The organism is Brasilonema sennae CENA114 (genome assembly GCF_006968745.1).
Classification (GTDB): domain Bacteria; phylum Cyanobacteriota; class Cyanobacteriia; order Cyanobacteriales; family Nostocaceae; genus Brasilonema; species Brasilonema sennae.
The window spans coordinates 3469791-3481846 of the sequence record NZ_CP030118.1; the positions used below are offsets into that span (position 1 = coordinate 3469791).

General features: G+C 42.6%; 11 protein-coding genes and 2 pseudogenes. 4 read left to right on the forward strand and 9 right to left on the reverse strand.

Annotated features, from left to right (window positions below; translation table 11 throughout):
- Nucleotide 1: 1 nt before the first annotated feature.
- The 3 genes from DP114_RS14775 to rplC all read right to left on the reverse strand — a co-directional run bounded on the left by DP114_RS14775 (nucleotide 2) and on the right by rplC (nucleotide 1731).
- Nucleotides 2-316, reverse strand: a complete 315-nt coding sequence (locus DP114_RS14775; protein ID WP_169265259.1) for a 50S ribosomal protein L23 — start codon at nucleotides 314-316, stop codon at nucleotides 2-4.
- A complete protein-coding gene (gene rplD, locus DP114_RS14780; RefSeq protein ID WP_169265260.1) occupies nucleotides 309-941 on the reverse strand; it encodes a 50S ribosomal protein L4 in 633 nt (210 codons plus the stop codon). Before rplD ends, DP114_RS14775 begins: the two co-directional genes overlap by 8 nt.
- A gap of 145 nt (nucleotides 942-1086) precedes the next feature.
- Nucleotides 1087-1731, reverse strand: coding sequence for a 50S ribosomal protein L3 (rplC, locus tag DP114_RS14785; protein ID WP_169265261.1), 645 nt, complete (start codon nucleotides 1729-1731; stop codon nucleotides 1087-1089).
- A gap of 853 nt (nucleotides 1732-2584) precedes the next feature.
- On the opposite strand from rplC, the gene ndhN reads away from it, so the two are divergent.
- Nucleotides 2585-3061, forward strand: a complete 477-nt coding sequence (ndhN, locus tag DP114_RS14790) for an NAD(P)H-quinone oxidoreductase subunit N (protein ID WP_169265262.1) — start codon at nucleotides 2585-2587, stop codon at nucleotides 3059-3061.
- Nucleotides 3062-3111: 50 nt separating this feature from the next.
- Here the strand turns inward: ndhN and DP114_RS14795 are convergent, their stop codons facing one another.
- Nucleotides 3112-3939: an ABC transporter permease gene (locus DP114_RS14795; protein WP_171976439.1), complete on the reverse strand. Its 828-nt coding sequence runs from the start codon at nucleotides 3937-3939 to the stop codon at nucleotides 3112-3114.
- A gap of 288 nt (nucleotides 3940-4227) precedes the next feature.
- Between DP114_RS14795 and DP114_RS14800 the strand changes: the two genes are divergently transcribed.
- A complete protein-coding gene (locus tag DP114_RS14800) occupies nucleotides 4228-4767 on the forward strand; it encodes a DUF3172 domain-containing protein (RefSeq protein WP_169265264.1) in 540 nt (179 codons plus the stop codon).
- Between the two features lie 82 nt (nucleotides 4768-4849).
- Here DP114_RS14800 and DP114_RS14805 read toward each other — a convergent pair whose 3' ends face one another.
- From DP114_RS14805 to DP114_RS14825, 4 genes and pseudogenes are all read right to left on the reverse strand, one after another.
- Entirely contained in the window at nucleotides 4850-5887 is a 1038-nt protein-coding gene (locus DP114_RS14805) for an AMIN domain-containing protein (RefSeq protein ID WP_169265265.1), read from the reverse strand.
- Between the two features lie 248 nt (nucleotides 5888-6135).
- Nucleotides 6136-6815: pseudogene (locus tag DP114_RS34980) on the reverse strand (IS630 family transposase); the annotation flags it as partial.
- Nucleotides 6816-7374: 559 nt separating this feature from the next.
- Nucleotides 7375-7893, reverse strand: coding sequence for a hypothetical protein (locus DP114_RS14820; protein ID WP_171976440.1), 519 nt, complete (start codon nucleotides 7891-7893; stop codon nucleotides 7375-7377).
- 109 nt (nucleotides 7894-8002) lie between these two features.
- A complete protein-coding gene (locus DP114_RS14825; RefSeq protein ID WP_169262924.1) occupies nucleotides 8003-10183 on the reverse strand; it encodes a cation:proton antiporter in 2181 nt (726 codons plus the stop codon).
- A gap of 299 nt (nucleotides 10184-10482) precedes the next feature.
- On the opposite strand from DP114_RS14825, the gene DP114_RS14830 reads away from it, so the two are divergent.
- Both DP114_RS14830 and DP114_RS14835 read left to right on the forward strand, forming a co-directional pair.
- Entirely contained in the window at nucleotides 10483-10632 is a 150-nt protein-coding gene (locus tag DP114_RS14830; protein WP_169262923.1) for a hypothetical protein, read from the forward strand.
- A gap of 73 nt (nucleotides 10633-10705) precedes the next feature.
- Complete coding sequence (locus DP114_RS14835) at nucleotides 10706-11407, forward strand: PspA/IM30 family protein (RefSeq protein ID WP_171976441.1); 702 nt, start codon at nucleotides 10706-10708, stop codon at nucleotides 11405-11407.
- A 36-nt stretch (nucleotides 11408-11443) separates the two neighbouring features.
- On the opposite strand, the pseudogene DP114_RS14840 reads toward DP114_RS14835, so the two are convergent.
- Nucleotides 11444-11834: pseudogene (locus DP114_RS14840) on the reverse strand (hybrid sensor histidine kinase/response regulator); the annotation flags it as partial.
- Nucleotides 11835-12056 lie beyond the last annotated feature (222 nt).

A 12056-nucleotide genomic window follows, 5' to 3' on the forward strand; every position in this document is an offset into this window, starting at 1 on the left:
TTTAAACCTCTGGGAATAGAACTTGTCTAATCTTATCTACATCCCCAGACGCCACTGTAACAATGGCTTTCTTATATTGGGGCTTGTAACCAAGAAATTTTCCAACACGCTTTTTTTTGCGTGGTGGTCTTGCGGTGTTGACTTTTTCAACTTTTACTTCAAATAAATCTTCAATCGCCGCTCTGATTTGTGGCTTTGTTGCTTTTGGAGTTACTTCAAAAGTGTATTTGTTTTGCTCCATGAGTACAGTCGCTTTTTCAGTTAGTATTGGGCGACGCACAAGGTCAGGAAGGTTCCGGGGGTCAAATCTAGTCACTGTAGACCTCCTGAATTTTTTCTAAGGCTGATGCTGTAACAACAATCTTGTCGGCGTGCAGCAAATCGTAAACATTTAACTGGTCAGATCCAAGCAGTTTTAGATTTGCGACGTTACGAGCTGATAAAAAGACGTTGTCTGTACGTTCAGACAAAATTAATAAGGTTTTGTTTTCTGGTTCTGAACCCCAACGGGCGATCGCTCCCACTAATTCTTTAGTCTTGGGACGCTGCATTTCCTCGCTAAATTCTTCCACCACAATCAAATCGTCAATTCGACTGGCAAAAGCTGTTCGCAAAGCTAAACGCCGCTCTTTGCGGTTCATCTTGAGGTTATACTCTCGCGGTTTTGGTCCAAATATGACACCACCACCACGCCACAACGGTGAACGAATAGAACCAGCACGCGCACGACCAGTCCCTTTTTGCCGCCAGGGTTTGCGACCGCCACCTCTGACTTCAGAACGGGTTTTGGTACTAGCTGTTCCTTGACGAGCATTGGTCATTTGTCTTACCAAAGCTCGATGCACGACATGAGATGCCGTTTCTTCTTTGGCAACCTTGAAGTCGAACGTTTTTTGTCCGACTTGTTCTCCTTGCCAATTTTTGACTACACACTCAAACATTTTTTATCCTTAGTCCTTAGTCATTGGTAATTAGTCATTAGCAGACAGTGCAACGCTTCTTTTGCGTTGAGTGCATCTGCCCTTCATTGGTCATTAGTCATTTGTACAGGGGGACAAAAATAACTAGAGTTAAATGACTCATGAGTTATGACTTTTTACCAACTACTTTTGCTGGGACAATATCTACTAAGTTACCTGGCTTACCAGGAACACTTCCCTTGATAAGTATTAAGTTACGTTCTGGATCTACTCGTACCACAGTCAGTTGGCGGATTGTGACGCGGGTACCACCCAAACGTCCTGCCATCCGCTTACCTGGATAAACACGACCGGGAGTTGTACCAGCACCAATTGAACCTGGTGCTCTATGGTTCTTAGATCCGTGCGACATCGGTCCTCGACCGAAGTTGTTACGTTTCTGGTTACCTGCAAAACCGCGACCAATACTTGTACCGATCACATCTACGGTTTGACCTGCACTAAAAATATCCGCTTTAATTTGTTGACCTAGAGTATATTCACTCTCGCTATTATCTATGCGATACTCCTGCAAATGACGCAATGCTGGGGCTGATGATTTGGCAAGATGCCCCAACAATGGTTTATTCAGCGCCTTTGGCTTAACCTCGCCATAACCTACTTGGATGGCGGAGTAACCGTCGGTCTGTTTTGTTTTAACCTGGGTAATGGTGCATGGTCCCGCCTGAATGACGGTCACAGGAATCGCAACTCCTGCCTCGTCAAATACTTGGGTCATACCCAGTTTGGTGCCGATAATACCTACAGACACAGTTACTGGACTCCTTACTTATTTTCTTTTTGTTGCCATCAGATCTTTTAGGACAAAGCTTGTGAACGCCCTTCAGGACGATTTCCCCTTTTTTGGACAGACCTATTGATGTCGAACTGCTTAGGTAATCACAGTTGCAACTTCTTTGAGTCTTCACCAAGAGTCCATAGTATTTGATGAATTTATTTACCTTGTATTCGTCACCAGAACAGTCAAAAGCCTTTCCTTTTGATCAGGAAAAACTCTTGAACCTTGTGCAAGGCTTTTGTTGCTTTACACTTTGTGCTGCAATGCTTTTATCAAAAGCGATTGATCTAGCACATTCTGCGTTGTAGTAGGACTTAGGCAGCAACCTGCCCAGTATCCGTTGGCTGAGATTTATACAATCCTACAAACCAACATGACTGCTCAACTCCTACTTCAGTAACCACCTCAAACAGTCATTTTAACTACTATTTAAGATTTTACCTCATTATTTTGAGGTTCAGGAGTGAATGCAGTTTCTTCTTAAGGTTGGCATTTATTTCTTACCAACCACTCCTAATTTGTTTTTGCAGTTTTTCTAGTCTACCAGTCTTTTATCAATTTTTACTAGTTTCTTCCATGTGGAACTTAGCAATCAACTTTTCATGCTAACACTAGTTACAATTAGCAGTCAGACTGTAACTTAATTTTAATAGATGGTAACGATCCAATAATATAACTCATCTGCTAATATTTGTCTAGGAAATTTTCAAGTCTTTTTGGCGACAGTTTCTAGAATTATTTTGCGAGACTTATTAAACGTAGCAGATTCTCGAACTGAACAGTCAATAATAGAGATATCGAAGTGGGATAGAACAAAAATCAATTTATGGCACTAATTACCACTGGCAACGCTTTAATTCGGGATCTGGAGAAATTTGGCGCACTTGGTGTTTACGTACCTCTAGAAGGAGGTTTTGAAGGTCGGTACAGACGCCGACTGCGTGCAGCAGGATATGCCACTTTGGATCTGAGTGCAAAGGGATTAGGCGATGTAGCTGCCTATCTCACAACAGTTCATGGTGTTAGACCTCCTCATCTTGGGAAAAAAAGTACTAGCACTGGTGCGGCAGTAGGTTATGTTTACTATGTACCGCCGATTGTTAGCTCTCAACTCGAACAGCTCCCACCCAAATCAAAGGGGTTGGTGTTGTGGATTATTGAAGGGCAAATTCTTTCCAATCAGGAAATTGAGTTCTTAACGACCTTACCCAGCTTGGAACCACGAGTGAAAGTGGTGATTGAAAGGGGTGGCGATCGCGCCTTCCGTTGGACGCCTTTACAAAAGACCCTTCTAGCTAGTTAGGACGAAGCAACAGAGGACAGGGAAAAACTATCTCTGTCCCCTGCCAACTACTAATCCTGTTGATGAGAAAAAACGTAAGCACCCCATAGAGAAAGGGCGATCGCCATCACAAGTAAAATTGGCAAGCAATACCAAGGAAACTGAGACAATGGCAAACAAGCTGCAGCACGTAGTCCGATGCTGGCGTAAGTCAGGGGTAACAAGTAAACTACGAATTTTAAGGCTGTGGGTAATGTAGCTGGATCAAAAAACGTTGCTCCTAAGAACGACATCGGGATAATAATAAAGTTGTTATAGAGTCCCACGGATTCAAGAGATTTCACATTTAACCCTACAATCACTCCCAAACCAGCAAAAACTGCACAACTTAATACCAATATCAGCAGAAACAATGGATTGAGGAAATTCCAGTTTCTTGTAAAAACCAGCGCTACTAAAATAACACCCAGTGAAGTCATCAACCCTCGCATCACTCCCGCCAGCATTTTTCCTATATGCAGCGCGAGGGGATGCACAGGGACGAGTAACAATTCCTCGAAATTTTTGGTAAAAAGTCTATCTCCGCAGATGGAAAAAGTCGTCCCGACAAAGCTGACTGTCATAGATGACAGTGCTACCATTCCTGGCAAAATAAATTCTAAATAGTTATTATAGTCACCACTGAGTCCTGAGCCAGGTTTGATGGAGCTACCCAAACCAAAGCCAAAAGCTAAAATGTATATCAGTGGAGATATTAATCCTGAAGAAATAATTTGTACAAGCTTTGTACGCAATTCTAGCCAATCTCCCCAGAAGATAGTGAAACTATCCGCTATGAGAGTTTGAAATTCTGAAAATTTGAAATTCTTGCCAAATGGCAGTGAACGTGACCTTACCACTTTCTTTATACTTAATGTATTAATTTTTTCTTAATTTTTAAGTTAACATTTCTTGACACCTTTATAACCTTTGGTAGTAAAAAGTTTTCGTGTGCACAAAAGAAAATTAAAAACAAAAAATCCCTCAAATGAAACCTGAATGTTTAGCGAGTTTGCTGAATTAGCCTGGTGGTAGGAACATCAAAGAAAAAGTTTCAGACAATGAGACTCAAGAATCGGCATACTGAAATAAGGGGAGCTATTGAATGCACTCCCTACTGTCCAAAGCGTAAAGTTGATTAAGCGACAATGAGACGAAAATCTACTGGTAGAACAGCTACCACTCCTAAACCTTCTATCTTCCAGTCTCCGATGTTTAATTTCACCACGATGGCAATCTTGGGAGGGGTGTTTGTATTGGGTATTGGGATTGGTATTGCTTTTAGCTCCACGGCTACGTTTAGTCCAGATAACGTAGCTAGCCGAGAATTTATTGATACCAAAGCACCGAATGCTGATATTTGCGTGCAGTATGGAGCCAGCGCTATGGTGATGGATACCAGACTGTTTGTGACTCTCAACCCTTTTAAAGTCTACGTTGGTCAGCCCAGTATGCGTCCTGGATGTGTTCTGCGTTCGAGTAACATGACAATTTTAGAACAAAAGAAGCTGATAACATCAGAGCAGCTCAGAGAATGCAAAAATCGTTTGAACAACTTTGCCTATGCGGGTGACTTGAACGGTGATAAACCTGACATTAGCTGCACTTACGAGAACGATGATGCGAAAAACTTCTTCATTAACCAACCAGGAGCAACAGCTCCAGGAATCGAAACTCAAAGATTCTAGAAAACAACGAAGACAAGAAAAGGAAGAAAAAAGAATTACTTTGTTCTTTCTTTTCTCGTTCTTCTTTACTTTTGTGTGCTTTTTATCTTGAAGAGTTGGGAAAGGGTTCACCAAACTCAATCACTTTAGAATTAGGATAACTGCGTGAACCAGTGGGGAGATTTGGGACTGGAAAATTCGACGTACCCAAAGAAGGAGCGTTATTGTTCGGATAACTACTGCCTTGACGTGGAAAAGAGGGCGGGCTAAAAGCAGAACCAGGGAGTTGAGAGGAATTGTTCGGCGCGAGAGGCGGTACTTGGACAGATGGCGCTTGTGGAAAGTTATTTGTTGTAGGTTGGGTTGTTAATGGTGGCGGTACCCTAAAATCGGGTACTTGTTGTTGATTATAGGTAGTTGATGGTGGGTTGCCAGGAACTTGTGGAAGATCATTATATGTCGCAGGTGGTAAGTTGCTTGGAGGTTGCGGAGAATTGTAAACACCCAGTGGTGAGTTACTAAACGGCTGTGGGGAATTATTGTATCCGCTAGGTGCTAAGTTGCTTGGTGGTTGTGGGGGAGTATAGATACCCGGTGTTTTGCTTGGTAGCGGTGGGGAAATAGTTGTAGATGAAAAATTCCCAGGTAAAGAGGTACCGTTACTGGTGAGCGAAGGACGTAAAACCCAACGGGTGGGGTTTTCTCTAGAAACGGGTTGCAGTTGCATTTGATTTGGATTCATGAAAATTCCTGGAGCTAAATCCATAACAATACGAGTCACATCTGCGTTGAGTTGAGAAACGCGAATGCTTCGGATGGCTCCATAGAAATTTTGTTTGGTAGGAATTCTACCTAATTTAGTACCAGGCAAATCTATAACAATGCGTGACGGTTGGGCAAGGTAAAAGTATCGAGGTTGTGCAGCTGCTGAGAGGGAAATTTCTAGTTGTGATCCTTCTGGGTAAAAACGCCAATCCTCAAGCCTCGCTAATGGGGCTACGCTATTACTATTGCCCACATCAAAGCTATAGACACTAGGGGGTTTACTGTAAAGCACCCCTGTACACAAAGCAAACAAACTAACGCGAAACAGATACTTGCAAAATAAGAAAAACTGTTTATTCTTTAATTGCTTGTTCATACTCCTCATGACTCCACAAAGTCTATCCATAATTGTCATAGACAATTGTTTTTTTTACTACCTGCTTTTTGTAAAGGTGTCAAATTGTAGTATGAGCAGCAAATGTGGGGTTATAGCTGTTGCCAGCTAAATGAGGACATGAACTAATGAGAAAATACGGACATCATGAGATTTTCAACCCTGTTAAGCGTTAAGCGTTCACTGTTCCCTGCTATATGTCCTAATAGAGTTGGCGACTGCTATACAACCTGTCCTGCTTGGAGTACAGGAAGCAAACAAGTTTCCAGCCAAGTTTCAAATATTGTTCGATTACATGCACCCTCAACAGTAAAGGGAGCTATGAGCTTTTGGTTACATAGCGCGGCAATCATGTTAACCCGCCCAGAGCGTCGGCCTGACTTAAGTGCATGGAAGCGCTCCCCTTTTTCATTCCAACCATAATCATACTCGTCTCGACTATCCATACCAGACTCATCTAAGTACACGAGCTGATCTGGGGGTAATGTAGACAACTGATCTATGAACGCCTGTCGTTTGGCTTCATCCCGCTCACGGTAGCCATAGGTCTTTTTTTTCGAGTAAAGCCAATTTTCTTCAAAGCCCGTGAGATTGTGCGTTAAGCGCAGCTCTGCCGTAGGCAATCGCTGATGTCACTGTCCCACAGTTGCGCCATCTCCACCTGGGTTTTATCTCCATGAGTCTTGGCAAACGCCCGAAACTGCTCCCAGTCTGTGATTTTGTGGTTATTACCGGGGGGGCGGTTGGGCAATGCTTGAACATCTCCTGTTTCAGCTTTGCGCTGCAACCACAGGTTGATAGTGTTGCGGCTGATATTGAACAGTTCACTCGCTTCGCGTTTCTTGAGTCCATCTAACTCGATGCCTTGGATCACTTTCTGACGGAAGTCGTAACTATAGGGTTTAGCCATGGCTGAGCAGACGATAGCAGGTCACGATAACACCTTTAGTTTATGTCCTAACTGCCTTGGCGGTTGCTATAGCATCATGGGCTTTGCCTAAAAGCTTGTAAGCGGCTTGACGAAATTCTTGAAGTTTGACAAGTTTCATATTGGCAGGTGAGAGTTGGTGGTTCTTCTCTCATCTTCTGCCCAAGGGGGTCTGTGTTAATCACAGACTGCCTTTCCCAAAATTTTATACCAACAACACATGCTTTCCTTTGTTTACCGATCGCCTGCCTTTAGTCTAAACTCCAGTATGAAGATACATAGAAATAACCTCACCGCCTACCACTTTTTTGTGCCTCATTTATATTTTGGACGGATTTATAGAAATGCTATTACTCCCTTAGATGCAAGATCTGAGGATCGATAATCTTGCACCTAAGGGAGTAGGGGGTGTTCAATGGAAAGCATCCCAATTTTGCAAAAAACGCTATTGGGAGCATCTTGCTCCCTAATTTATAACTGAAGCAGGCATCTTGCCCACACTACAAAATAAGATAATTTTACACCTTTGGGATGCTCCCGTTCAATGATTCTTTGGCTCCTCAGATTTTTCTTTCGTTTTTTGTGGGATTGCTGTTAATCCAATGGTTTTGGAATTATCACTGACATTGATTTTGCCTATTAAATCTCCTTTCTTTACCAACTGAATTTGTAGTTTGACTGGGATAAGGTTTGTTTGTTTTGGAACATTTGGAGTATTACATAGAATGTGCTTTTGAATTGTTCCAGATAAATTCAATTGTTGATTTTTAATTTTACCCATAAGTGAAGATTTTTTAGACACTTTTGAAGTTTTTATGGAGTTGTCTGGCACTAATAAACCATTTAAGTAAATTCCTGATTGCTGAAGATTTAAGAGCAAAAAACCCGATTTATCACAGATGGGTAATTTTTCACTCAACATGAGGCGATAGTTGCTGTCAATCTCAAGCGGTGCTTTTAGACTACTTTCTCCATAAGCAGTTACTACTTTAAACAAAAGCAGTACTGAACTTATTGCCACAGCGTAGAAAGTCAAAGATTTAAGATTGAAATGACTCATGGTTCTGAAGATAAAGGGTGATAGAAAACAAAGGAGAATAATGAATCCTGAATGATGTCAGAAGAAACGTTATATTTTTTCTATTAATCATTCAGAATTCACTATTGAGCTAATTGATGATCTCTAATTTATCGTTAGCAAGAATGGAAGTAATATGAGAACTAATTTGACTGTGGCGACGAGTAATCAGTAGTGAGGAGCGACACTCAATAGCTAGTTGATCTGTGTATCTTCCCAGGGTTTGACGTTCGATACCCCAAGCGCGACTCGTACCAGCAATAGTCAGATCAACTGCTTCAGAGGCTGCGACTACAGCTTGAATAGGCTCTATAGCTTCCACTATTTTGATGTCAATGCGATCGCGTACACTTTGAGGCAATTGCTCCATCACGTTGTGAAGCTCGTAACTCAGTTCATTTCTGACTTGATTCTCTGCTACAACCTGTAAAACCTGTAATCGGCAGGTATCACGATTTATTAGCAGTCTCAAAGCCAGTATCATTGCTAAATCGTCATGAATGTTTGCAGAATAAGGAACCAACAACCTTTCTAAACGCTCTTGTCCTCGATCTATAAACACCGCTACATCTACTGGTGCATTGGTGAGAATTTGACCAACTCGTCCACCTAAGCGATTCTTACTAAAAGCTGGACGATGCCATCCTACTAAAATTAAGTTAGCTTGCTCAAGTAAGGCAATCCGTGCTGTTTCTCGTGCAACATTGCTCGATGTGCAAACAATAGGATGCATATAGGAGCGTGCTTCTGATGGTTCTAGACGTGAAATCAATTCTTCTAGCTGTTGGCGACGCTGTGTAATAACTCGATCTGCTTCTTGTGGAGTACTTTCAAAGCCATAGTCTTCTTGCAGTTCAATCAAACTGAGTGGGTAAACAACGGCAGGTTGTCGATAGTTGATTGCGATCGCAACAGCCAACTCCATCAAACCTTTTTGGCTGTTGGGATTTGCGACTGGAACCAAAATTCCGTAAGGACGATTGTAAAAATCTTCACCACCAGAGGTGCTTGTTTCTTTTTCTTCTGGTTCTTGCTCAACCACATCCAACTTGATCAGCTTTTTCGGATAAGTCAGCTCTAACAGTGGCGAAGTCATAAATGTTGTGACTAGTGCCATTATCACCAACATGGTAAATAGTAGCGGCGAAATGACTCCAAGACTCAGACCAATATTTAGCACTATCAGCTCAGTTAAGCCGCGAGTATTCATCAACCAACCTAGTGCTGAGGCTTCTCGCTTATCTATACCACTGACACGCGCTGCTACATAAGTTCCGACGTATTTACCTATGATTGCCACTGCGAGCACAGCTAAGCATAGTGCCCATAATTCTGGTTTATTCAGCAAACCAATTTCCGTCCGCAAACCACTATAAGCAAAGAACACTGGTAGCAGAAATATCAGCACAAAATCTTCGGTTTTTATTGCTAATTCCCGCACTAAACCTGCATTCTTTGGCATGGCTGCTCCTAGTAAAAATGCCCCAAATATGAGGTGAATACCAATCAGTTCAGTTATTAGGGCAGAAGCAACCACTCCCATGTAAATCAAAGCTAGAACTAATTGGCTGAGGCGTCCAGTCCGACGGTAGTAGTTGGCAAGGCGTTTCAAGAAAATTCGCCCTACTGTCATCATGAAGCCGATGTAGATCAGGGAGTATAAAATCGTGGGAATAGCTTTGACAAAACTACCAGTATGTGCAACAGCAATAGCCACTGCTAACAAACACCAAGCAGTGACGTCATCTACTGCAGCACAAGTCAGCGCCAAAGTTCCCAAACGTGTTTTTTGCAAATTGTTCTCAGTAATAATCCGTGCTAATACTGGAAAAGCAGTAATCGACATTGCTGCTCCCAGAAACAGTGCGAAGGCGGTAAACGACACACTAGCATTGGATACTAGAGGATACAGCAGAACTGCTAGCAGCGTTCCTAATGAAAACGGTACTAAAATACTGACGTGAGAAGTTAAGATTGCTACCTCTAAATTGCCGCTGAGGTATTTCGGGTTTAACTCTAACCCAATCAAAAACATGAAGAAAATTAACCCTACCTGAGACAACACATTCAGGAAGGGAATTGTTTCGGGTGGAAATAAGGTAGATGCTAATCCTGGAGCAACCAAACCAAAAAGAGATGGTCCGAGCATTATCCCAGCAACAATCTCTCCAATGACTAATGGTTGGTTAATCCACCGGAAGGCGAGTCCTACTAGGCGTGACAGTCCGATAACAATTAGCACTTCAACGAGAACGAGAATAACTGTCTGCATGTTTTCCTCACAATCGACTATCCAGTGGTCTAAAGATGATTCTTTATAACCCTTTAATATGTCAAGTCAACGTTATCTAGTTTACTTATAGTAATTCGTGGTGTTAATTGTTGTTAACAAGCGCCGTTATAGCTTGCAAAGCCCGTTATGGATCAGTATGCATTACCTATTTCTATCAAATGTCTAATGAACCAAGTAACAAAGTGGCATACGCTTTGCGTAAGTATCAGATATGAGCATGAAGGTTGACTAAGGACAGGGCTAGAAAAGCTTAAATAAGCCAAAAAGAAAGAAAAACTATGGGATTAAGCGAACGCGTTAACCGAGTCATAAAAGCAAACTTGAATGATATTGCAGGCAATTTCAACCGGATAGAAGGAGAAATGTTTATTGCTGGAGGAGGTGTACTCAGATCTTGCACCTTTCCGTATAACCCTGGGTTTAGTTAAAAGCAGTGCAATAAAGCTACAGTCTTTTTCTTGGCTTTTATAGGTTAAATAAGGATTTTAGGGTTGTTACTGTGTGTCAAAACAACATCATTTTTTATTGGTGCAAGATGTGAGTGTAGCGGGTGCGGGAATTTCTGCTATGGTTGGGAACATGGGTCTAGCTGGTATAGGCACAGCCGTGGGAATTTATGCCCCTCATTTGATAACTGCGGGGACGGTTGCTGGAGCTACTGCTTATGGACTCAAAAAAGGAGTGGAAAATCAAGACCCTTTGGCTGTAGGTGCAGCAGCACTTCGCTCAGCTGGCGGTGCGGGTATTTATGCAACAATCGGAAATATGGGATTAGTTGTGGTTGCAGCGGGTTTTAGTATAGGCATGGCTCATGTCGTGACTACAGGCGCAGTGGTTGGACTTGGGGTTTACGGTTTATCGAAAGTTCTGGACAAATCCGACACTCTTTACAAAATAAGACCCAGCATACAGCAAAGCATTGACAGCGCTACAGCAAACCTTAAGCAATTGGAATTACAGTACAAGCAAGCTGAAGATGAAATCCAAGCATGGCATCAAGTCGCTGTGGTAGCTTTGAAAAAAGAACGTTTGGATTTGGCTCGTGAGGCTTTGAATCGGAAGTACATTTATCAAGAAACTGGCTTAAGTCTGAAAAATCAGATTGATCAGCTCCTCAGAGTTATTAACAGTCTGAATAATGATTTGATGGTGATCGAACGAGCGATCGCTTGGCTGCTGTGCGAAGCGCAGATCGCCCCATAGAAGTGCGTTTTCTGACAATCGCTTCTTTTGCTTAAGTTAATCGCTGCGTCCAACTAAGTTGGAAGTGACCTCAACTAATATTGCTGGATCTACTGGTTTTGAAATATGTTGTTGAAAACCTGCTGAAATTGCCTGCTGATAATCAATTTCCCCGGCATATGCCGTGAGGGCGATTGCCGGAATTTGCCCACCTTGCTCTGGTGGCAGAGTTCTCACTTGACGCATGAGTGTGTAGCCATCCATCTCTGGCATGCCAATGTCGCTGAGCAGCATCTGCTTGGCGGAAGTATTCAAACACATGGGGGAGAAAGTCCGGGTGAATGCCTTTACCCGTATCGCTGACGGTGATTTGGGCACAAGATCCAACGCGCTGCAATCGGATGTCTACTGGTCCGCCGACATCGGTGAACTTGACTGCGTTTGAAAGCTGACCAGGAGTGCGATCGCATCAGCATTGCAATCTCGCTGTCGCCGATAAATATGTCTTGCGGAACAGTTGCCTTCACGTCAACAAGGGGTGCAGATACTTTTGATTTTGAATAGCGCTCGAACGATACTACGTGGGATAGTAGGGATTAAATCTACCATATGTAACAGTCCTTCTTACATCTACCCAAAGGTACAGGAGTTTAAGCCAGTGGATGAGATT

Coding starts and splice junctions, on each gene's coding strand:
- DP114_RS14820 (WP_171976440.1), bottom strand. CDS start 7,893: ATGAGTCATTTCAATCTTAAATCTTTGACTTTCTACGCTGTGGCAATA.
- DP114_RS14825 (WP_169262924.1), bottom strand. CDS start 10,183: ATGCAGACAGTTATTCTCGTTCTCGTTGAAGTGCTAATTGTTATCGGA.
- DP114_RS14805 (WP_169265265.1), bottom strand. CDS start 5,887: ATGAACAAGCAATTAAAGAATAAACAGTTTTTCTTATTTTGCAAGTAT.
- ndhN (WP_169265262.1), top strand. CDS start 2,585: ATGGCACTAATTACCACTGGCAACGCTTTAATTCGGGATCTGGAGAAA.
- DP114_RS14830 (WP_169262923.1), top strand. CDS start 10,483: ATGGGATTAAGCGAACGCGTTAACCGAGTCATAAAAGCAAACTTGAAT.
- DP114_RS14800 (WP_169265264.1), top strand. CDS start 4,228: ATGAGACGAAAATCTACTGGTAGAACAGCTACCACTCCTAAACCTTCT.
- rplD (WP_169265260.1), bottom strand. CDS start 941: ATGTTTGAGTGTGTAGTCAAAAATTGGCAAGGAGAACAAGTCGGACAA.